This window comes from Streptomyces sp. NPDC048496 (genome assembly GCF_043200055.1).
Classification (GTDB): Bacteria; Actinomycetota; Actinomycetes; order Streptomycetales; family Streptomycetaceae; genus Streptomyces.
Map to the genome: position 1 here is coordinate 1 of NZ_JBICXB010000002.1, position 20,918 is coordinate 20,918.

General features: G+C 68.9%; 19 protein-coding genes and 2 pseudogenes. 11 read left to right on the plus strand and 10 right to left on the minus strand.

Annotated features, from left to right (window positions below; all coding sequences use genetic code 11):
* Positions 1 to 71 precede the first annotated feature (71 nt).
* Positions 72 to 872, minus strand: a complete 801-nt coding sequence (locus tag ACGFSA_RS02230) for a DNA cytosine methyltransferase (RefSeq protein ID WP_393298420.1) — start codon at positions 870 to 872, stop codon at positions 72 to 74.
* Positions 873 to 915: 43 nt separating this feature from the next.
* On the opposite strand from ACGFSA_RS02230, the gene ACGFSA_RS02235 reads away from it, so the two are divergent.
* Both ACGFSA_RS02235 and ACGFSA_RS02240 read left to right on the plus strand, forming a co-directional pair.
* Entirely contained in the window at positions 916 to 1,725 is an 810-nt protein-coding gene (locus tag ACGFSA_RS02235; protein ID WP_393298423.1) for an HNH endonuclease, read from the plus strand.
* A gap of 92 nt (positions 1,726 to 1,817) precedes the next feature.
* Positions 1,818 to 3,143 carry a DNA cytosine methyltransferase gene (locus ACGFSA_RS02240; protein WP_393298426.1) on the plus strand — a complete coding sequence of 442 codons (1,326 nt, stop codon included), beginning with the start codon at positions 1,818 to 1,820 and terminating at the stop codon, positions 3,141 to 3,143.
* On the opposite strand, the gene ACGFSA_RS02245 is transcribed toward ACGFSA_RS02240, so the two are convergent.
* The 4 genes from ACGFSA_RS02245 to ACGFSA_RS02260 form a co-directional block, all read right to left on the minus strand.
* The gene (locus ACGFSA_RS02245) at positions 3,078 to 3,536 is read right to left on the minus strand and encodes a very short patch repair endonuclease (protein WP_393298428.1); all 459 of its coding nucleotides are present in this window, start codon (positions 3,534 to 3,536) and stop codon (positions 3,078 to 3,080) included. The genes ACGFSA_RS02240 and ACGFSA_RS02245 overlap by 66 nt on opposite strands.
* A 60-nt stretch (positions 3,537 to 3,596) precedes the next feature.
* Complete coding sequence (locus ACGFSA_RS02250; protein ID WP_393298430.1) at positions 3,597 to 4,415, minus strand: NaeI family type II restriction endonuclease; 819 nt, start codon at positions 4,413 to 4,415, stop codon at positions 3,597 to 3,599.
* Positions 4,416 to 4,538: 123 nt separating this feature from the next.
* Positions 4,539 to 7,463, minus strand: a complete 2,925-nt coding sequence (locus ACGFSA_RS02255) for a Z1 domain-containing protein (protein WP_393298433.1) — start codon at positions 7,461 to 7,463, stop codon at positions 4,539 to 4,541.
* A 24-nt stretch (positions 7,464 to 7,487) separates the two neighbouring features.
* Positions 7,488 to 9,017: an ATP-binding protein gene (locus ACGFSA_RS02260; protein ID WP_393298436.1), complete on the minus strand. Its 1,530-nt coding sequence runs from the start codon at positions 9,015 to 9,017 to the stop codon at positions 7,488 to 7,490.
* A gap of 470 nt (positions 9,018 to 9,487) precedes the next feature.
* On the opposite strand from ACGFSA_RS02260, the gene ACGFSA_RS02265 reads away from it, so the two are divergent.
* Complete coding sequence (locus ACGFSA_RS02265) at positions 9,488 to 9,907, plus strand: RidA family protein (protein WP_393298439.1); 420 nt, start codon at positions 9,488 to 9,490, stop codon at positions 9,905 to 9,907.
* A gap of 128 nt (positions 9,908 to 10,035) precedes the next feature.
* Here the strand turns inward: ACGFSA_RS02265 and ACGFSA_RS02270 are convergent, their stop codons facing one another.
* Together ACGFSA_RS02270 and ACGFSA_RS02275 are read right to left on the minus strand one after the other, a co-directional pair.
* A complete protein-coding gene (locus ACGFSA_RS02270) occupies positions 10,036 to 10,566 on the minus strand; it encodes a hypothetical protein (RefSeq protein ID WP_393298442.1) in 531 nt (176 codons plus the stop codon).
* Between the two features lie 28 nt (positions 10,567 to 10,594).
* Positions 10,595 to 10,807 (minus strand): annotated as a pseudogene (locus ACGFSA_RS02275) (hypothetical protein); the annotation flags it as partial.
* A 159-nt stretch (positions 10,808 to 10,966) separates the two neighbouring features.
* Between ACGFSA_RS02275 and ACGFSA_RS02280 the strand changes: the two are divergent.
* Both ACGFSA_RS02280 and ACGFSA_RS02285 read left to right on the plus strand, forming a co-directional pair.
* Entirely contained in the window at positions 10,967 to 11,518 is a 552-nt protein-coding gene (locus ACGFSA_RS02280; protein WP_393298445.1) for a SigE family RNA polymerase sigma factor, read from the plus strand.
* Positions 11,515 to 12,327, plus strand: a complete 813-nt coding sequence (locus tag ACGFSA_RS02285; protein ID WP_393298448.1) for a hypothetical protein — start codon at positions 11,515 to 11,517, stop codon at positions 12,325 to 12,327. Before ACGFSA_RS02280 ends, ACGFSA_RS02285 begins: the two co-directional genes overlap by 4 nt.
* Before the next feature lie 92 nt (positions 12,328 to 12,419).
* Here the strand turns inward: ACGFSA_RS02285 and ACGFSA_RS02290 are convergent, their stop codons facing one another.
* The gene (locus tag ACGFSA_RS02290; RefSeq protein WP_393298451.1) at positions 12,420 to 13,418 is read right to left on the minus strand and encodes an SEC-C metal-binding domain-containing protein; all 999 of its coding nucleotides are present in this window, start codon (positions 13,416 to 13,418) and stop codon (positions 12,420 to 12,422) included.
* Positions 13,419 to 13,595: 177 nt separating this feature from the next.
* Between ACGFSA_RS02290 and ACGFSA_RS02295 the strand changes: the two are divergent.
* The 4 genes and pseudogenes from ACGFSA_RS02295 to ACGFSA_RS02310 all read left to right on the plus strand — a co-directional run bounded on the left by ACGFSA_RS02295 (position 13,596) and on the right by ACGFSA_RS02310 (position 16,648).
* Positions 13,596 to 14,295 (plus strand): annotated as a pseudogene (locus tag ACGFSA_RS02295) (class E sortase).
* 97 nt (positions 14,296 to 14,392) lie between these two features.
* Complete coding sequence (locus ACGFSA_RS02300) at positions 14,393 to 14,728, plus strand: DUF6412 domain-containing protein (protein WP_393298454.1); 336 nt, start codon at positions 14,393 to 14,395, stop codon at positions 14,726 to 14,728.
* Between the two features lie 133 nt (positions 14,729 to 14,861).
* Complete coding sequence (locus ACGFSA_RS02305) at positions 14,862 to 15,632, plus strand: YidC/Oxa1 family membrane protein insertase (RefSeq protein WP_393299436.1); 771 nt, start codon at positions 14,862 to 14,864, stop codon at positions 15,630 to 15,632.
* Positions 15,633 to 15,787: 155 nt separating this feature from the next.
* Positions 15,788 to 16,648 carry a fumarylacetoacetate hydrolase family protein gene (locus ACGFSA_RS02310; protein WP_393298457.1) on the plus strand — a complete coding sequence of 287 codons (861 nt, stop codon included), beginning with the start codon at positions 15,788 to 15,790 and terminating at the stop codon, positions 16,646 to 16,648.
* 88 nt (positions 16,649 to 16,736) lie between these two features.
* Here the strand turns inward: ACGFSA_RS02310 and ACGFSA_RS02315 are convergent, their stop codons facing one another.
* Entirely contained in the window at positions 16,737 to 17,216 is a 480-nt protein-coding gene (locus ACGFSA_RS02315; protein WP_393298460.1) for a heme-degrading domain-containing protein, read from the minus strand.
* Positions 17,213 to 18,340, minus strand: coding sequence for a Gfo/Idh/MocA family oxidoreductase (locus tag ACGFSA_RS02320; RefSeq protein ID WP_393298463.1), 1,128 nt, complete (start codon positions 18,338 to 18,340; stop codon positions 17,213 to 17,215). The genes ACGFSA_RS02315 and ACGFSA_RS02320 overlap by 4 nt, the downstream gene beginning before the upstream one ends.
* 56 nt (positions 18,341 to 18,396) lie before the next feature.
* On the opposite strand from ACGFSA_RS02320, the gene ACGFSA_RS02325 reads away from it, so the two are divergent.
* On the plus strand, positions 18,397 to 19,605 hold the full coding sequence (locus ACGFSA_RS02325; RefSeq protein ID WP_393298466.1) for an ROK family protein: 1,209 nt from the start codon (positions 18,397 to 18,399) through the stop codon (positions 19,603 to 19,605).
* 157 nt (positions 19,606 to 19,762) lie between these two features.
* Positions 19,763 to 20,875, plus strand: coding sequence for a hypothetical protein (locus ACGFSA_RS02330; RefSeq protein ID WP_393298469.1), 1,113 nt, complete (start codon positions 19,763 to 19,765; stop codon positions 20,873 to 20,875).
* The last annotated feature ends 43 nt before the right edge of the window (positions 20,876 to 20,918 follow it).

Genomic DNA, 20,918 nt, shown 5'->3' on the forward strand with positions numbered 1-20,918 from the left:
CAGCGCATGCGAAGGCCCCTGCACCGGCCGGACGGACAAATCAGGGCAAGACGCCGGACCAGCGGGACCCATCAGGTCGCAGACGAATCGAGGTTGACGCCCAGTTCCGCCCATGCCTGCCTTGCCCGGGACGGGCCAAGGTCGGCTCCGCCGTGCTTACGGGACCCGCCACAGAGCGTCGGTGCGATGCGGGTGGCGGCGTCCGCCCATTCATGAGCGAGTTCCCAGCCTTGTGAGGCCATGGACTGGTAGAGCACGCTGCCCACTGACGGGGCGGTGTCCGGGCACGTAGTCGGTGTCGGCCAGGCGAACTTCGTAAAAGAAGCGGGCCGCATAGCGACAAGAACCGCCCGTGGGCGCAGCTGCGGCACTCCGAAGTCGCAGGCGCGAAGAAGCTGCCAGTTGGTCGCGTACCCGAGCTCTTTGAGCCGCCGAAGCACCCTCGCGCGGTAGCCGTCGAACTTTGCCTGCAGGATTCCTTTGACGTTCTCAATCAGAACAGCCCTCGGCTTCAGCCATGCAGCGAGCGCCAGCACATCTGGAAAGAGATCTCGTTCATCAGCCGCCCCCAGCTGCTGGCCTGCCAGTGAGAACGGAGGACACGGCACGCCGGCTGCGAGGAGCGCTACCTCTTGTTCGGTGCCACCTGGCCAGAGCCTGGCAACGGAGAGGCCGCGGACGTTGCTATGGAGGACATTCCAGTGCGGGCGATTCGTGCGAAGCGTTCGTACTGCATCGCCGTCCAGTTCAACGAGGGCGGTGTGCTGGAATCCGGCACGCTCCAGCCCCAAGGCCTGACCACCGGCGCCGGCACAGATCTCGACGCATGTGAGGCCTGGGGGCGGCTGGTGGCTGTCGCTCGGCGGAATCATCTGGGTGTCCTCTCGCTGACTTGCCTATGGCGGTTGTCGTCAAGTGCAGCTTGCCGCCACTTGCCGCGGCAAATGGCGGCAAGCTAACGTCATCACTCAAATCGCTCATTACTCGCATGTGCATTCGCACGGAAGTGGATGGATCGTGCCGTCATCGGAGCAGGACTGGCGTAATGCAACGCTTGGCACGCGAGTGCGTGTGGCCCTGTGGCTGCGGGATGAAGTCGGTGTCGGCGGCACCTTCTCGAAGGTTGCGCTGCGAGCGGCCATCACGGGTGCTGAGCAGGTGGATCGCCGCATGCGGGATCTTCGTCCGGCGGGCTGGGTAATCAGGACGAACCTGGACAGGCCGAGTCTGCAGCCGGACCAGCTGTATCTGGAGGAGGTCGGGGCACCGGTCTGGGAGCGGGAGCACCGTGCGGCTGGACTCCGCCAGATCAGCGCGAAGACGCGTCGCTATGTGTACGAGCGTGACAGGCACATGTGCCGGCGGTGTGGGGTTGGTGCGGCCGAGGCGTACCCAGGAGAGCCTGACTCGCACGCCCGGCTCACGCTTGGCCATGTGAACCCGCATGCGTCGGGGAGCGGTGCTCATGCCGAGAATCTGATCACCGAGTGCGCGCGGTGCAATGAGCTGGTCAGGAATCTGACTGGCGTCCAGATGGACTCCGCGCAGGTTTGGGAGCGGGTGAAGGCGCTTCCTCGCCGGAGCAAGCAAGAGCTGTTCGAATGGATGGAGGCAGACGGCAGGCCTCTGAAGCCAATCGATCAGGCGTGGGGCATGTACCGGCAGCTTCCGGCCGCGTTGCGAGACGAGATGCGGCACGGGCTGCGAGACCTGCTGGAAAGCTGACTGGGCCGGGTGGGATGGGGCGAGCGTCGTAAGTGTTGTCGGTGGTAGATGCGACACTGGCGTGTCTGTATCAGCCACGCCAGGAGGAGCCGATGACGCTCAGCGACTACACGCCGACCTTGAGCGAGGGGCACGTGTTGACCTCGATCGAGATTTGCGCGGGTGCCGGGGGGCAAGCCATCGGTCTCCATGCGGCCGGTTTTAAGCACCTTGCACTTGTTGAAATTGATGAGCATGCCGCGACTACCCTGACGAATAACATTGATGCTCTCGACGGGTGGAGCTGGGAGCGGGAGCATTGTGACGTAATTAATGATGATGTCAATGAATTCCGTCCGCTGCCTAGTGAGAAATACCCTGAAGCGGGATTGGAGAAGCCGTCCAGGTTCCTCGGTGGCCCTCTCTTGCGTAGCAAGCTTGACTTGCTTGCAGGGGGTGTTCCGTGCCCGCCTTTTTCGCATGCCGGCAAGCAGCTGGGGAAGGATGACGAGCGAGATCTCTTCCCTAGGATGCTAGAGCTCGTTGATGAGCTTCACCCTAAAGCAGTGATGATTGAAAATGTTCGAGGGATTAAAGACGCGAAGTTCGAGGAATATCGTACCTACATCGAAGCGAGGCTTCAGGGCGGCCGAGCTAGGCGGCCCGAGACGGGTATGGAGGAAGACTTCAAGGGCCTCGGATACAAAGTGTGCAAGTGGGAGGTTCTAGAGGCCAGTGACTTTGGTGTGCCTCAGTTGCGTCCGCGAGCTGTTCTTGTGGCTATCCGTAAGGATGTACTCGGTGATCTCGAATTCGTGTGGCCCACTGCGACAGCCGCCCCGAAGAGCGTTTTCGAGGCACTCAACGACTCTATGGAGGCCAGGTATCAGCCGTACCTGAAAATGGGTGGAGACATTGCAGCCGAGGCGCGGAAGTGCCTCGATGATTGGAAAGACAAGGCATCCAAGGCTGCTGCGGATAAGAGGGATGGCGGCATCGCGCCTACACTCGTCGGCGGCTCAAAGAAGCACGGCGGGGCTGACCTGGGGCCGAGTCGCGCAAAGGCGTCTTGGAAGCAGTTGGGTGTGTCCGGCTTGGGTGTCGCTAACGACTACGAAAACAGCGAGAAAAAGGGTAGTCGAGGACGTGACCTCTTCCGTCCGGATGGCCCTATGCTGACGGTCGAACAAGCAGCAATTATTCAAGGGTTTCCGCAAAATTGGAAGTTCAGTGGAGGTAAAACTGCCCAGTACCGGCAGGTGGGAAACGCATTTCCCCCGCCTGTCGCTGAGGCGGTGGGGAGGGCGATCGCTGCTGTACTGCACGCCGCCCACAAACGCGACAAGCAGCGCAAGGCGGAGACGCGGGATCTGCTACCGGGCCAGAGCGTGCCGTCGCTCGCGGACAGCACTGACGATCGTGAGCGCGCAGGTGTCTGAGTCCTGATGCTCCCAGAAGCGCAGTACCAACCAGCCGGCCTCAGCGAGGCGCTGGTCAGTGTCACGGTCTCGGGCCATGTTCCGTGCCACCTTGTCTGACCAGTACCCAGGGTTGGTTTTGGGTGGGACGTAGTGCTCGGGACAGCCATGCCAGTAGCAGCCGTCAATGAACACTGCGACCTTGGCCGGGCGGAAGACCATGTCGGCCGTCCGGCGAAGGTCTGGCAGAGGTTTTGCCGCGACTCGGTAGCGGAGTCCGCTGGCGTGGACGAGCCGACGGATCAGCCGTTCGGGCTTCGTGTCGCGGCTCCGGATGGCCTGCATGTTCTTCCGCCGCGCGGCTGAGGATGCCCAGGATCCTTCAGGCGGCGTCCAGGCTTCGGGTTCAGGCACTGATATCCAACCTTGGCATCTGGTGCGTTATCTGCAGTGTGGCACGTGGATGGCGACGGTCTAGCTGACCGAGCTTGCGACACCATTCCGCAGCGCAATCCACTCGCCAGCGCCGAGGGCGATGCTTTGTGCCGCAGCCTGTTCGCGGGATTCAACCCAGTCGCCGCACAGAAGTGTCAGACCTTCCTTGGCTGCCGCATCCCGGGCTTGCCGGGCTCGGCGCATAGGGTCGTCCTTGCCCGCTCCAACAGTGAGGATGACGTTCCGGGGAATGATGCGACCCTCCAGGAATCGGAACATCATCAGCAGTCGCTTCACCTGTCCCGGCTTCTTCGCCAGAACCTGGGCAGCTTGTTCTTCAGACAAGTACCGCAGAGGGTTGATGGGCAGGTCTTCCCAGTCGTAAAGCGGGACGCTCCAATTGGTGCGAGCGTCAACAGCCAGTCCGCGTTTGCCGTCCTTATTGCCCTTGCCTCGGTACAGCCAAGACCGATGCGCCCGGACGAGCCAGGATCTATGGCGATTCTTCTTCAGCTGAATCTGGGTGCAGATACACAGTTGGCAGTGTGCTTCTGTTGGAATAGCCCAGTTGTCCCCGACCGTCGCCTTGATGTCCACCGGGGCGCCGGCGATCAGCGTATCCAGAGGCTTGGTCTTCGGCAGGTTGAAGATCCGCAGAACCTCATACTCCAGCTTTGCGCCAACGGAGGCCCGCTCGCCTGGATGCACGTCGGGCGACAGCAGATCAAACCGGCCTGTTCTGCCGCCATCAAGGACATAGTCGATCGAGTTACGGATCGCCTCGGTGTAGAGCTGCCCAATGGGCTGGTCGCTGAACCAGCCCCGCACGGCCTGCAGGCCGAGGTCATCCTCTGGCATGCGAAGTAGGTGTTCTGGAGCCGTATCCGCGTTCGTGCAGATTTCCCCGGGCTTTTGAAGAACAAGTCGTCCCACTCGCAAGCTCCCGCTCTCTGGTCCGAATCCCTGCCGCGCAGATCGACATCAAGGGGCGCTGACGATCGCCTCCCCATCGCGCGATGAGTCGATGGTGCGGAAACGAACGAAGGGTACCTGCTTGGTTGTTGGGCTGGCGGCCGGGATGAAGGCTGCGGCCAACACGACCTTGGCCGGATCGATATGACCGCCTGACACGACATCGGCCAGTGGGCCAAGCTCGGGAGCAATGACCGGGTAGAGCAGCACGACCCCCCGCTGTGGCTTGTGGAACTGAGTGGCGAAGGGATCGTCCTCGCTCAGGGGATGCAGGCCGACGATGCGTTCCGCAGACTGACGGTGCGCCATACCGGAGATGCGGTTGAAGACGCCGCGGGCGCTGCGTTTGCGCTGGACAAGAGCGAGCGGATCAGATCCAAGGATCCGTGCTTCCACGCTTGTACGGCCGGAGGTCTGCGGCAGAACGAGGAGCCAGTCGTCGGTGGCACACCCGGTGTCACTGGGGTCCTTGAGATACGCGAGGTGCGGCGCGAAGAGGTCGGGGCGACCCCAGGTAAGGCTGCTCATGATGTTCAGCAGCTGATTGTGGGGGAGGACCACGGTCTTCGCGGGGTATCGGGTGTAGCTTCCCCGGTCTCCTTCAGGGAGGGTGACGAAGACGGCCGGGTTCATCCTCAGCGACTCAAGGGCGGGCAGCCAGACCTCCGTGTTGTGCCGCAGGTCCGCGGCCTCCGTCGGATACGCCGTCGGCTCGACCCACTGCCCCGGAGACCGGATCTCCACCAGCTCCGCGTTGAACATCTTGTTGCGACCGCTCGGCTTGATCCACGGCAGGTGCTGGGACACCAGCGGCGGGATCTGGGCTGGGGTCACGTGCGGCTTGCCGTCGACCAGTTCGGCGTAGCGCGACAGTTGGGAGCGGAAGGTTTCCTCGTCGCGGCAGATCGCCTCGAAGGCCTCGTACAGGTCGACCGTCTGCGTCTTGGTCAGCGGCTCCTCGCGGCCGATGTAGAGGCGGACCAGGTCGCGATAGCCGGGGCGGAAGCCGAACCAGCGGCCCATCTGCATCAGGGTGTCGGCCTGGCGGGTGGTGCGGCGGTAGTAGGTGACCGTGAGGCCCTCGACGGTGAAACCGCGGGACAGCTTCGTTCCGCCGACCAGGATCTTCCAGACGTTCGGCGTGCGGTCGAAGTCCAGGTCGATCTGCGAGAAGTAGCGGTCCGTGTCGCCGTTGACGACGATGACGGGGGACCCGCCCGACGACACGTGCTGCTGCGTGGCGGAGATGTACGGCTTGAGTGCGTCGTATGAATCGGGCGTGGGAAGACCATCGGCTGCGTACTTCTGGAAGTCGGAGGCGAACAAGGCCTCCAACCGGGCGTGTCCACGGCGGGACTTGAAGTCGGCGTTGTCCCACATCGTCTTGATGCGCTCGGCGAGATCCGCGTGGTCGTCCATCTTCACCGACTCGTGCACCAGCATCGTGTGGTGGCGGAACGGGGCCGCTGGAACCCCGTGATCGGCGCGGTACAGCTTCAGGGCGCCCGTGAGGGCAAACGCGTCCATCGCCTCCTGGAGGCGGTCGCCCGTGTCCTCGTAGATGCCGCGTACGTGGGTCTCCTCCGCCGCGCCCTCGCCGTTCAGGTCGTGGAAGTCCTGCACGCCCATGTAACCGACCGGTCGTGGCAGGGAGATGAGGAAGTCGCGCGGGAAGATATCCTCGCCGTCGCTCGGGTCGATGAAGACGTTCGCGAACGGGGTGGCGGTGTAGCCGACGTACTGGGCACGCGGGAGCAAGCTCAGGAGCTGGGAGATCAGGCCGTTGATGGCCGTGCGCTGCGTCTGGGACGACTCCCACTTCTTCGGGTCGGACGTGTTCACGGATGCCTGGTCGGACTCGTCGTCAATGATCAGGGTGGGGATCTCGCGGAGGATCGGACCGATCTTCTTGAGGTCCTTGACCAGGTTCGTCAGGACGGACTTGTTCTTCTTGACGACCATGACGCGGGCGGACGCGCGATGCAGGTTCTCGGGGACGTACAGCGGGAGGTGCGGTTCGCGCTTTTCGATCTCCAGGGCGCGGATGCCCTGCAGAAGGCTGCGGTAGTCGTTGTCCCGAGTGGTGAGCCGCTCGATGTTGAACGGTCGGTGGCCGTGGCTGACGAACTTCTCCGGCCAGTCCTCGTCGTCCTGGTAGTCGATGCCGACCAGGGCGTCCAGGTCCGAAGGGTCGGCGCCGCGCAGGATGTTCTCCTGGCCGATCAGTTCCATGTCCAGGCGGCGCTGGGTCTGGCCCCGGAGGAGGTTCAGGGTGCCGCCGAGGACGATGACAAGGCGGTAGCCGGCGTCGATGGCTTTTGCCGTGACTCCGGTGAAGTTGGCGGTCTTGCCCGACTGGACGTAGCCCACGACCAGGCCGCGGGCGCCGTACGCCTCGGTGCGGGTGGGGTCGGAGAGGCGCTCGACCACGGCGTGGCTCGCCTCGTCGAGGCTGGAGACGGCCGCGTCCGACCAGCCCTTGCGGCGCAGGAGTTGCTCGTACGAGTTCCAGTAGAAGGAGCGGGCGGCGGCGGCGTCGCGCGAGTACCAGGACGTGAAGTCCTTGCTGATGACCGTCGCGCCGGGCTCCTTGAACACCGGGACCGCCTGGTCCAGTGCCTTGCGCAGGTCGGGTCCGAAGCCGAGGCAGGCGTAGGTGTCCGCGCGGCGCTCGTCGGTGCGGGCGGCGGCGGTCGACCAGTCCGCGTGTTCCGCGAGGTCCCAGGTGGTCAGTGTGCGGTGCCAGAGCGCGGTGAGTTCGTCGCCGGGGCCCGCGGCGACGATACGGTCCCGGAAGTGCCCGAAGTCGGTGTCGGCGGGTTCCTCGGCCTCGGACAGGACGAACGTCAGCTTGGCGAAGGGCTTGGGGCCGCGGCGCATCGCGGCCAGGACATCGCCGTGCAGGTTGTAGAGGTGATCGGCAGCGTCGGTCATGGCGTAAGGGCTCTTTTCAGCGGGTCAGCGGGAGAGTTCGCAGCGCGCGGCGGTCACCAGGACGCTGTTCCACAGCGCCACGTTGTCGGTGTGGACGGCCCGCACCCGTTCCTTCTGGAAGATCTCGTTGACCATGAGGTAGAGCATGCTCTTGACGACCGGGGCGTCGTTCAGGCCGCCGCGGCGGCCTCCGTTGAAGGCCAGCCGGTACTCCTTGTTGAGCCTGACCTCCCGCTCCTCCCGGTCGAGTTCGAAGAAGACCTCCGACGGCAGCGTGTCCCAGCGGAAGGTGATCGGGTCCTCGCCGTCCAGTTCCGGCAGTTCGTCCCGCAGGGCCCGCTTCAGCTTCGGGTCCAGGCCCTTGCCGGCCGGGATGACGGCCTTGCGGGTCGGTTCGGTGGAGCGGCGGGCCGCCTCCCGATACGTCGTCTCCGCTTCCTGGAGGTACGCGGCGAATGTATGGCCCGTGTCGTCGGTGGCCTGTTCGAGACCGCGGGCGAAGGCGGGCGTGACCGTCACGCCGTCCTTCTTCACCGTGAGGCTGAAGACGTCGTTCGGTTCGGTCGGCAGGTCGACGGCGATCCGGGCCAGGGCGAGGTGGCCCTCGGCGCTGCGGGTGCTGTTCCAGCCGCCCGCCTGGACGAGCCGGTCGTTGCGGTAGATGTAGAAGCCCTGGCGTTCGGCGAGCGGACCGATGCCGCGGAAGCTGACCAGTGGTGACTTCGGCGGCCAGATGTGCGCGGTCAGGGCGAGCTCGCCGACGCCCTCGATCGGTGCGGTGTACGTACGGGGGTAGCCGGCTCGGCCCGGCACCCGGTAGCCGAACGGGTCGAGCGGTTCGACGCCGCGGTGGTCGAGCTCCTCCTTGGTCCGCACGTCCTCGACGACGATGTCGATGTTGAAGTCCTCGCGGGCGAGGAAGCGGTGCAGATAGAGCCCGAGATGGGTCTCCAGCTTCTCGATCGCGTCGTTGAGGAAACGGTCGGCCTGACCGGTGGTGACGGTGTCGAAGGCGCGGACCCGGTCCCAGCGGACGATCGTGCCGTGCCATTCGATCAGTCCGTCGTAGCGGTCGACGAGGTCCTGGCAATAGCGGGGGTCGACGACGTCGCAGGTGAAGTCGGCCTGGGCGCGCACCGTCAGCCAGCGGCGGCCGGTCGATGGGCTGCGCTTGGTACGGCTGATGACGGTGAGTGAGTCGGCATGGGAGAGGGACGCGGCCTTGAGACCCGCACCGAAGTGACCGAGTGCCGTTTCGGAGTACACCTCGCGGCCGCCGACTGTCATGGCGGTGTCCAGGGACTCGTCGTTCATGCCGCATCCGTCGTCGATGACGAGCAGGCTGACGAGCCGGTCCTCGTCCCGAAGGAAGCTCACCACGACGTTGCGGGCGCCCGCGTCGACGGAGTTGTCGACGAGATCCGCGATGGCCGCCTCGAAACCGTAGCCCTGGTGTGTCAGCGATTCGACGTAGCGGGCAGCGGGCGGGAGCCGCTTGCTGCCGGAAGTCGGGATCTCGAACTGCCAGTCGGCGGACGGCTGATAAGGCGGCATAAGAACGTCCTCGCGCACACAGAGCTGAGACTCGCGTGCGGAGGTGTGGCCCTGAGATGGGTAGTTGAAATGTGATGGTATTGCAAAGGTGTGGCAGAGGGGAATCCTGTTGACGAAACTCCTGCCGGGAGTTGGAGGGGTCGCCGCTCGAACCAGGCTAGGTATTCCGGCTGGTCGGGGGCGGACGATCAGCAGAATCGGCAGTGCGATCCAGGCCGGCGCGAGGGCGATATCAGCTGAAGGATTCGACCCCCTTCTGGACGGCCGGGAATCGGCTCGGGCCGACGTCTTCCGCTTCGTCGCAGTGCACTGCAACCGCCGACGGCTGCACTCCACGCTCGGCTGCCGAAACCCGCACGAAGCGCCTCAAGTAGAGTCACGACAACGCCCTCGCAGCGCAGAGATCGAGTGTCCACTCCGCTGGGGGGAGCTTCACCGGGTGGAAACACCACACTTGAAGGACTCGCCACATGAGCGACAGCCGCACCATCACCAACTCTGCCGGGCTGCACGACCCCACCCCGTTCGGTTACAGCCATGCCGCTTCCACACCCGGCGAGCTGGTGTTCATCGGTGGGCAGTACGCCTCCGACGACACCGGCCAGGTCGTGCCCGGCGACTTTGCCGCACAGGTCGAGCGGTCCTTCGGGAACCTGCGCATCGCGCTCGCCGGTGTCGGTCTTGGCTTCGAACATGTCGTACGGCTCGGCACGTACATCGTCGACCATGACCTGGAGAAGCTGGAGATCCTCGGCAAGGCGTTGCACGGCGCCTGGGCCGACCGGCTGCCCGCCCAGACGCTCAGTGGGGTCGCCTCGCTCGCGCTGCCCGGGATGCTCTTCGAGATCGACGCGGTCGCGGTCCGTCCGGCCGAGGGACCCGAAAGCTAGTGCCCCTCTCGGCAAGCTTTGCCCGTCGCACCGCCCAGCACGCGTGGTCGTGAACAGGCCGGCCGATATCGGATGGCCAACCGGGCCTGTTGCGCGCGGAACAGCCGGATCTCGGCGTGAGCACACGCTCACGCCGAGATCCGGCTGAATTCGCCGGCAGCGTCAGGGTCCGCCGGGGCGGCTCGGAGAGTGGAAGGTGTGTTGCCCCGGGCGGTCAGCCGATAGGTGGCCGCGTCCTCGGGGACGGCGAAGGTGGCCCTGGGAGAGTCGCTGGAGCCGAGCTTCTGCCCGTCCTTCGCCAGGGTGATGTGCACGGTGTCCTGCTGCCAGTCGGGCATCGGGCCGCCGTAGTGCCTGGGGGCCGCATCGCTGAACAGCTGCGGTTCCGCGCTGATGGTGCCGTCACTGGCGCGGCCGATCGACGGCGCGTCGTTCTTGACAGGCGCCAGGCCCGGGCCGATGACCGAGGCGTTCCACCGGTCGGCGCAGGTGCTGCCGGCCGTGCACGAGACGATGCCGGTCTGGGTGACGGGCAGCGGCACGAACTCGCCACCCTCGCCGACCTGTTGGCTGAAGTACGTCTCGCGCTGCTGGCAGCGCACGGTCATGTACTCGGTGCGTGCCGCGGGCAGCGCAAAGTCCGGTTCGGCGATGCTCATTGTGGTACGTGACGGTGCGGGTGACCGGCTAGGTGGCCTTCGGGTCGGTGAAGTACACGCCGGGGTCCTCGGCGGCGGCGAACACGCTCTGGGCGGTGGCCCGCGCCACGTCCAGGCGTCCGGCGCCCTGCTCGTAGGCTCCCTGCCCGGCGATCGGCTTCGCCGAGGAGGTCAGTGCGGCCTTGAGCTGCGGCCCCTTCCAGTCCGGGTGGGCCTGGGCGAGCAGCGCGGCGGCGCCGGCGACGTGCGCCGCTTTTGTCGTCCAGCACCTTGCCGACCAGCAGTTCGGCGTCGGGGGCCATGGGCGTCAGAAAAAATATTCGGAGAGAACTGACGGCCCGTGACATCCCCGCACCCCGTCCACTCCGTCGAAGGGGGCAGAGACGAACGGAGGCACGCATTGCGTACCGGTGACCTGGAGGAATTCCGCAGCTTCGCCCGGGAGCGGCTGGTGCACCTGCGCCGCGCCGCCTACCTGATGTGCGGCGACTGGCACCACGCCGAGGACATCACGCAGACGGCACTGGCGAAGCTGTACTCCGTGTGGGGGCGGCGGCGCCAGATACGGAACCTGGAGGCGTACGCCCACCGCGTACTGACCCGGGCCTGCGTCGACCACATGCGGCGGCGCTGGCGTCGCGAACAGCCCTCCTGCGTACTGCCCGACCGCGCCGAACCCTGTGAGGACCCGGCACTGGGGCTCCAGGTACGCGCCGCGCTGGCCGTCCTGCCGCCGCGGCAGCGGGCGGTGGTGGTGCTGCGCTACTGGGCCGATCTGGACATCGCCGCGACCGCCGCGGCCATGGGCTGCTCCACCGGCACCGTGAAGAGCCATACCGCGCGGGCACTGGTCCGCCTGCGCTCCCTCCTGGGAGAAAACGCCGACTCCGACACGTTCGGGGCGTTCGCCCCTCCAGCCGATTCCACTCGAAGGAAGGTCGCACTGCGATGAACAACCACGATGTCAAGACCCTTCTGGAGGCCGGGCTTCGTGACGAGCCGCCTCTGCGGACCAGCGTGGACACGGTGGTCGCGGCCGGACGGCGCAGCCGTGTCCGCCGCCGCGGAGCACTTGCCGGAGCGGGCCTGACCGCGGGGGCGGCGGTGGCAGCCCTGGCGCTGGTCACGCCCGGCGCCGGTCCGGGTGCGACCCCGTCGGCCGCGGCCGACCCGCTCGTCGGCCCGCTGGTGCCCGCCGCGGCCGGCAGCGCGGCGCCGCAGACCGTGCGGCCCGACGCCTTCGGGCCGGGAACCGAGCACACGACCCGGTGGAGCAGCGAGCAGCTCGCCGGCACTCTGGTCAGGCTGCTCCCGCCGGGGAAGGCGACCGTCCGGGAGGGAGACTTCCCCGGCCGGACCTACCGCGTGCAGTGGGACAGCGGCACCGGCCCGGTGGAGTTCGTCGGCGGAGCGGAATACACGGCCAAGGGCCCGAAGGTGCCGCTCTGCGCGAGCATCACGATGCCGAAGGTCGCACCCCGGCCGGGCGCACCGGCTCCGCGCGACACCGCCCCGGCGAGCAACTGCCAGGTGGTCGAACTCGCCGACGGCGCACGGGCGGAGGCCGTCACGCTGCGGTTGCCCCGGGACGGACAGCCGTCCTGGTACGTCCGGGTGCTGCGCAAGGACGGCCGAACGGTGACCCTTCAGCAGTGGGCCGGCCGTCCGGACGCGAAGGGGACACGCAACACGCGGTCACAGCCGCAGTTGGGCACCACCGCAATGCTGAAGATCGCGAACGACCCCGCCTGGAAGTTCTGACCTGCGGCATGGCCCCGCCCCGGCTGCTGTCGATGCGGACCGGGACGGGGCCGGACCCGGGGTTACGCCGAACCCGTGCGGGGCACGGTCGTTCACGCCGCCCCGTGGCACTCCCGGTACGCCCGCCCCGACCCGCACCAGCACGCCGCGCTCCGGGCCGGCGGCCACGGGACCGCGCGGCCGCGGGCCGCGAGGGTGGTGGCGTACTGGGGGAGGAGGGCCGGGTCGGACGGCGACGCGGCCTCCGAGGCGGCGAAGGCCTCGTACGACGGAACCGTGCCGGTGACGATGCCGAGGTTCGGGGTCCCTGCCGCGTGCAGGTCTCGGAGAGAGGCTTCCAGGCGGGTCAGGTGCTCGGGGTGGGACGGGTACTCGGCGCGCAGGGCCGGGTACGCGGTCAGGAGCTCGTCGAGTTCCGCCGCCGTCCAGTGCAGGACCGCCACCGGGAACGGGCGGGACAGCGCCGTGCGGTAGGTGCCCAGTTCCGCGCGGAGGCGGGTGATCTCGGCCTGGAGCTCGTCCGGGTCGGACGAGCCCAGCGCCCACAGGCGCTTCGGGTCGTGGAGCTCGTCCAGCGGGACCGTGGCGCTGTGGAGGGTGTCGGCGAGCTCGTCCCAGGCGTCGTGGCCGAGGCCCATCAGACGTCGTACGCGGTGGCGGCCGAACAGCAGGGACTGCGTGGCGTACGGGACCTCCTCGCCCGGAGCCAGGAGCAGGGTCAGCGCGGCCGAGAAGAAGTCGTGCGCCGACTCCAGCTCGTCGTGCGATTCGAGGGTCTCGGCCGCGATCCTCCAGGGGGCCGCTTCGCGCGGTCCCGCCGCGCGGAGGCCGTCGATGATCGCGCGGGCCTCGGCCTCGTGACCGTATTCCCAGAGATTCGCTGCCTTGAGGGCCTTGATCAGGTACGGGTCGGCGGGATCCGCGACGAGCAGTTCGTCGTAGAGGGTGGTGGCGCGGGGGCGCTGGTCGGCGAGCTCCAGGTGGGCCGCGGCGCGCAGGAGCAGCGGCTCCCGGTCGTCGGGGTACTGCGCCGCGGTGCGCAGCAGGCGCTCGGCTTCGGCGATGTGGTCAGCAGGCGTGTCGGGGCGCATGAACCACACCGTACTGCTGTACGGCTACGGGGCGGAGGGTTGATCCGGCCCTGGTGAGTTACGGGTCGTGCCCTTATCGTGCGGGCCGTGAGGGAGCGGATACCGGTCGCGGTGCATCGGAACCCGCGTGGGCGGCGCGTCGCCGCCCGTGCGCTGTGGACCGGCGCCGAGGCGGTCATGACCCTGGGTGTCGTGCTGCTGCTTCTCGTCGTCCATCAGCTGTGGTGGACCAATCGGCAGGCCCGGGCGGGAGCCGAGGATCAGGTGCGGGCCCTGGAGCAGGAGTGGGGCCGGGGCACGGACGGGGGCGGACAGCCGGTGGCGCCCTCGGAGGGCGGGGACGGGGACGACGGCTCGGCCCCGGTGTCGCGGGGTGGTGGTGGCGCGAGCTGGGCGTACGACGGCTGCGGCGCGCGCGCCTCGCCGGTATCAGGCGTACGCCGTCATCCGCATCCCGCGCCTCGGGCTCACCGCCCCCGTCGCCCAGGGCATCAGCAAGAGCGGCGTCCTCGACAAGGGGTACGTCGGGCACTACCCGCGCACCGCGCAGCCCGGCGGCGTCGGGAACTTCGCGCTCGCCGGGCACCGCAACACGCACGGCGAACCGTTCCGGTACATCAACCGGCTGCGCCGGGGTGACCGGATCACCGTCGAGACCCGGGAGCGGGTGTACACGTACGTCGTCGACAAGACGCTGTCCCGGACGTCGCCGCGGGACAGCGGGGTGATCGCCGCCGTTCCACGCAGCAATGTGCGGCCCCACGCCGGGTACAGCGAGCCCGGTGCCTACGTGACGCTGACCACGTGCACGCCCGAGTTCACCTCCCGGTACCGGCTCGTCGTGTGGGGGAGGCTGACGGGAGCCAGGGCGCGGTAGGCCCACCGTCTGACTCCGACCGGCTCCCGGAGCCATCGTGTATAAAAAATGGAGGGCCGAACAAGCGAGCCCACCGGACCGAGCGGGGGAGGGATCGATGAGCGGCAGTATCGACAACCGCCTGCGCGGTGGCATCGCCCGCCTGCCCCGGCCCGTCGCAATCCTGCTCGTCCTGCTCACCGAGGTCCTCCTCGCCGAAAGCGGCAGCCTCTCCGCGGCGGTCGCGCTCGCCGCCACCGCCGCCGCCGGTTCCGCGCTCGTCGCCTGTTCGGTCATGAGCGCCCGCTGCGCCGCCCCGGTGCCCCGCACCCGGGTCCGTACCGCCATGCGCGACCGCGAGAAACGCACCGCGTTCCTGCCGCAGCGCGATCCCGACGCCAAGGGGCGCAGGCGGCCCCGAGCCCCCGGCCGTGCCCTCCTGACGGCCGCGTAGGGACTTCGCACCCTCTCCGCCCGAGCACCAGTACGTGTGCTCGGGCATGCCCCACGCGGGTCGTCATGCCGAGCCAGATCGTCCTTCTCCCGGCACGACGAGACCCCCGGAGGGCTCACCCATGTCCACGTTCATGCCCACGATCATGTCCGCTTTCGCCGCCCTGGTCGGCTCCTTCGCCGACCTGCTGCACCCGCTCTTCCAGGGCGCGGCCACCGCCGCCGCGATCGTCCTCCTCACCGCGCTCGTGCGACTCGCCGTGCACCCCCTCTCGCGGGCCGCGGCGCGTGGGCAGAAGGCCCGCACCAAGCTCCAGCCGCAGATCGCCGAGTTGCGCAAGAAACACGCCAAGAACCCCGAGCGCATGCAGAAGGCGCTCATGGAGCTGCACCGGGAGGAGAACGTCTCGCCGCTGTCCGGCTGCCTGCCCAGCCTCATGCAGATGCCCGCCTTCTTCCTGCTGTATCACGTCTTCTCCAGTCCGACGATCGGTGGCAACTCCAACGAACTGCTCAGCCACGATCTCTTCGGCGCCCCGCTCGGCGAGCACTGGCACGACGCGCTCGCGGCCGGCGGACCGTTCGGCACCCAGGGCGTCGTCTATCTCAGCCTCTTCGCGATCGTCGCCGTCGTCGCCACGTTCAACTACCGCCGTACGAAGCGCCAGCTCGCGGCCGCCCCGGCCACCCCCGCCACCGGTCCCGACGGACAGCCGGTGCCGGGCATGGGCGCGATGACGAAGCTGATGCCGCTGATGTCCTTCTTCACGCTCATCTCGGTGGCGTACGTGCCGCTCGCCGCCGCGCTCTACATCGTCACGAGCACCACCTGGACCGCGGTCGAGCGCACCGTTCTCTACCGCGACATGCCGGCCGCGGGCGCCGCCGTGGCCACCGTGGCGTAACGGCCTCCCCCGGCCGTAACCGGCGGGGCGAGTGCGCCGGTCCAGTGGGTGAACAGGGCCTTGCAGAGTGATCCGATGTCTTGGAGGATCGGCCAGGCCTGCGATGGCCGCCACCCATCCGACGGGCCCGATCTCGACCAAGGGGAGAAAGACCGTTGAAGCTGCTTCGTGTGGGTACGGCAGGTGCGGAACGGCCGGCGCTGCTGGACCGGGACGGAACCCTGCGTGACCTGTCGGGAATCGTCACCGACATCGACAGCACCCTGCTCGCCGACGAGTCCGCGCTGGCGCGGGTACGGGCCGCCGCGGCCGCGCCCGGCGAGCTGCCCGCACTCGACGCCGAGGGGCTGCGGGTCGGGCCGCCGCTCGCCCGCATCGGCAAGATCGTGTGCATCGGGCTGAACTACCACGACCACGCCACCGAGACCGGAGCGGCGATTCCGGCCGAACCGATCCTCTTCTTCAAGGCGCCGGACACCGTCGTCGGACCCGAGGACACGGTGCTGGTGCCGCGCGGCAGCGTCAAGACCGACTGGGAGGTCGAGCTCGCCGTCGTCATCGGCCGCACCGCCCGTTACCTGGACTCCGCCGAGGAGGCGCTCGGCCACGTCGCCGGGTACGCGGTCGCGCACGACGTGTCCGAGCGCGAGTTCCAGATCGAGCGCGGCGGCACCTGGGACAAGGGAAAGAACTGCGAGACGTTCAACCCGCTGGGGCCGTGGCTCGTGACGGCCGACGAGGTCGCCGACCCGCAGGCGCTGCCGCTGAAGCTCTGGGTCAACGGCGAGCTGAAGCAGGACGGCACCACCGCCGACCAGATCTTCCCGGTGGGCGAGGTGGTCCGCTACCTCAGCCGGTTCATGACGCTGTACCCGGGCGATGTCATCAACACCGGTACGCCCGCGGGCGTGGCGATGGGGCAGCCGGATCCCAAGCCGTATCTGCGGGCGGGGGATGTCGTCGAGCTGGAGATCGAGGGGCTGGGGCGGCAGCGGCAGGAGCTGAAGGACGCGTAGCCGTCACGTAAAGGTCGGAGGGGTGGTTGTCGCTGGTGCGGCGAGCCACCCCTCCGTCGTCTCAGTCGCCTCAGTCGCCTCAGCCGTCTCAGTCGGACATCGTGGTGGCGAACTGTTCCAGCGCCTCGACGACCAGCGCGTGGTCCTCCGCCTGCGGCAGCCCGGACACCGTGACCGAGCCGATCACGCCCGCGCCCTCGACCGCGATCGGGAACGAACCGCCGTGCGCGGCGTACGTGCCCGGGTCCAGCCGCGAGGAGTCCTCGAACGTCGTCCCCTTCGCCCGGAACCGGGTCCCGACCAGATACGAGCTCTCGCCGTACCGCTCGACGACCTTGCGCTTGCGGTCGATCCACGCGTCGTTGTCCGCGCTCGAACCGGGCAGCGCGGCATGGAACAGCTGCTGGGCACCGCGCCGGATGTCGATCGCGACCGGCGCGTGGCGCTCCCGGGCCATGGAGACGAGCAGCCCGCCGAGCGCGTACGCGTCGTCGTAACTGAAATGCGGCAGTGTCAGTCGGCGCTCCTGCGCGATGAGCTCGGAGATGGTCGGAGCGGTGGGGTTCATGCGGGCTGCTCCTCGGAAGCGGTGGACAGGGTTACGGTGACGCCCTCGCGGGCCGAGCGGCGGGCGGCCTCCAGGACGTCCAGGGCCGCGGCGGCCTGCAGCGCCGTCACCGGATTCTCGCCCTTTCCGCGCACCGCGTCGGCGACCGCCGCGTAGTACGCCGGGTAGTCGCCCGGCAGGGTGCGGACCGGGATGCCGCCACCGGTCAGCGGCGACTCGCCCGAACCGGTCCGGCCCCACAGCGCCTCGGGCTCCTCGCCCCAGCCGGAAGCGGCGGCGGACGGGCGGTGGCCCTCACGCAGGGCGGCCTCCTGCGGGTCGAGACCGTACTTCACGTAACCGGCCCGCGAACCGAGCACGCGGAAGCGCGGCCCGAGCTGAGCGGTGGTGGCGCTGACGTACAGATGCGAGCGGACCCCGTTCGCATGGGTGATCGCGATGAACGTGTCGTCGTCGGTGACGGCGCCGGGTCGGCGTACATCGGACTCCGCGTACACCCGCACCGCCGGGCCGAACAGCACGAGCGCCTGGTCGACGACGTGGCTGCCCAGGTCGTACAGCAGCCCGCCGATCTCCTCCGGGTCGCCGGACTCGCGCCAGCCGCCCTTGAGCTGCGGGCGCCACCGCTCGAAACGGGACTCGAAGCGCTGTACGTCACCGAGCTCGCCGTCCGCGATCAGCTGGGAGAGCGTCAGGAAATCGTTGTCCCAGCGGCGGTTCTGGAAGACGGACAGCAGCAGCCCGCGCTCCTGCGCCAGCGCGGCGAGCTCGCGCGCCTCGGCGGCCGTGCCGGCGATCGGCTTGTCCACGACGACCGGCAGACCGGCTTCGAGCGCGGCGGTCGCGATCGGGACGTGGGTCCTGTTGGGGGAGGCGATCACGATCAGGTCCAGCTCGTCGGCGCGCGCCCACAGCTCGTCGGGCGACGCGGCGAACCGGACGTCCGGGAACTCGGCGCGGACCTGGGCCCGACGCTCCTCGTTCGACGTGACGACCGTGTCGAGGGCCAGTCCCTCGGTCGCGGCGATCAGCGGGGCGTGGAAGACGGAGCCCGCCAGGCCGTAGCCGACGAGTCCGACGCGAAGGGGGGAGCCGGGCCTGCCGGGTGTCGTGATGCCAGTCATGCAATCCACTTAAGCAACGCTGTTGCCAAAGTGCAAGCGAGGGAGACAATGGGGCAGTGAACAGGAGTAACGCCGGGGCGAACCTACCGACACTGCGCAGCCACAACGCGGCGCTCGTGCTGGACCTGCTGCGTGTCGCGGGCGAGCGCGGGATCAGCCGGCTGGAGCTGGCGGAACGGACGGGGCTCACCCCGCAGGCCGTCAGCAAGATCACCGCCCGGCTGCGGGCGGAAGGGCTGGCGACGGAGGCGGGCCACCGCGCCTCCACGGGCGGCAAACCGCGCACGGTGCTGCGCCTGGTTCCGGACGCGGGACACGCGGTGGGGCTGCACCTGGACCGGGACGAACTGACGGTGGTCCTGGTCGACCTCGCGGGCACGGTCGTGGCGAGCCGCAGGGCGCCGCTGGACTTCGGCGCACCGGCGGGCGAGGTGGTCGCCGCCGCGGCGCGGCAGGTGGGGCTGGTGCTCGGCGGGCCGGGCGGGTCGGGCTCGGGCGGGGCCGCGGAAGCGGGGCCGGGCGGCTCCGCGCCCACCGCCCCCGACGGGACCGGCTCCGGACCGCACGCGGCCTCCCCCGTGGCTCCGCCGTCCACCGTGCTCGGGCTGGGTGTTGCCGTGCCCGGGCCGCTTGATCACCGGGGGGGTGTGCTGCATCGCGTCACCGGGTTTCCGCAGTGGGACGGGTTTCCGCTCCGGGACGCTCTCACCGCGCGCACCGGGTTGCCCGTCGTCGTCGACAAGGACACCAACGCCGCCGCTCTCGGGCTCGCCCTGCGGGCCGACGGGCCGGGGGACTTCGCGTATCTGCACCTCGGGACCGGGCTCGGTGCCGGGCTCGTGCTCGGTGGGGCCGTGCACCGCGGGGCTCGCACCGGGGCCGGTGAGTTCGGGCATCAGACCGTGCTGCTGGACGGGCCCCTGTGCAGCTGCGGCGGGCGCGGCTGTATCGAGGCGCTCTGCCTCGCCGCCGTCTCGGGCGGCGATGCCGCGGAGGCCGCGCGGGTACTCGGGACCGGCGCCGCCAACCTTGTCGGGCTGCTCGACATCGACCGGGTGGTGCTGGGCGGCCGCACCGTCGACGCCGACCCCGATACGTACGTCCGTGGGGTCCGGGCCGTGATCGGTGAGCGCGTCCGGCGTGACGGCATCGGTGCGGCCGTGCCGCTCGTCATGACCGCGGGCGGGGACCGGCCGGTCGCCGAGGGGGCCGCCCAGCTCGTCCTCGCCCCGCTGTTCGGGCGACTCGGCGGCGCCGGGGCGTAGGGCTGTTCGAGCGGTTCGGGTCACCCGACCGGGCGGCCCCCGGGCATGTCGGCGCCCTCCGGGTCGCGCGCGTGTGGCAGCGTCGCCGCCCACAACCGGTGAACTCCGGGCACGGGGCGATCCGGCCGTTTCGCGAGCAGCAAAGGGTGTCCCCCCAATGCCTCCCACGCCTCCTCCTCTCCGGCCGCGCCACGGAGTCGCCCTCGGACTGGCCGCGGCGTCCGTCGTCCCCGCCGTCGTGCTCGGCGGCGCGCCCGCCGCATCCGCCGCCGCTGCGGTGCCCGTCGCCGTCACCGCCGACCAGCAGCCCACCTGCGGTGACCCGACGGCGGTCGACTTCCCGATCACGACCCGGATCCACGGCGGCCCGCAGACGTATGGGTCCGGCGGGGGATACGGCACCTGGTTCCTGGATCTGACCAATACGACCTCGAAGCCCTGCGACTCCATCCACCCGGTTCTGGTCCTCACCGACGAGGACCGGAAGCTGACCTCCGACCAGATCCAGCTGGAGTTCTCCGACCCGGACCGCCCCGACGATCTCCCGCACCGCGTCACCTGGGAGACGACCGACCGCGACGAGCACATCGGCGTCTTCGGCGGCGACGGCGCCGACACCTTCGGCGGCTTCACCGTCCCTGCGGGGCGCACCGTCACCGTCCTGGTCCGGATGGCGTTCACCTCCGACACCGACCCCAATCGGATCACCGCCAAGGCCGCGATCGTCCAGCGCAAGCAGGCCGCGGGTGACGACGGCGCCAAGAAGACGCCGGCGGGTGACGACGGGGACTGGGTCGGTGAGTCCGACGACTACGTCTTCGGCGTGGTCGAGGACGAGGGCGACGGTGGCGACACCGGTGGTGGCGATACCGGTGAGGAAGACACGGGAGGTACGGGTGACGTCGGCGGCATCAGCCGAGACGGGGGCGTGCTGTCCGAACCGCCGCTCGACAGCGCCACTCCGGGTACCGGCGAGGCGGGTGGGGTCGACGGCGTCGGTGTCGTCGGTGGCGGTGGTGGTGTCGGTGGAACCCGTGACGCGGGTGGGGTCGACGGCGGCGACGGCATCGGCGGAACCGGTGACACGCCCAGCCTCAGCGCCTCCGGAGAGGCGCCGCTCACCGCCCGGGATCCGCAGGGCCCGCCCGAGCTCGCCAGGACCGGAGCGGGGGCCGTCATCTGGACCGAGGGTCTCGCCGCCGGGCTCTGTCTGGCCGGCGGTGTGGCTGCCCTGAGAGGGACGCGGCGGCTCCGCCGCACCCGTCGTTGACCTGCGGGCCCCGAAACGTTCACCGTCGTTCATGTCCGTCTGC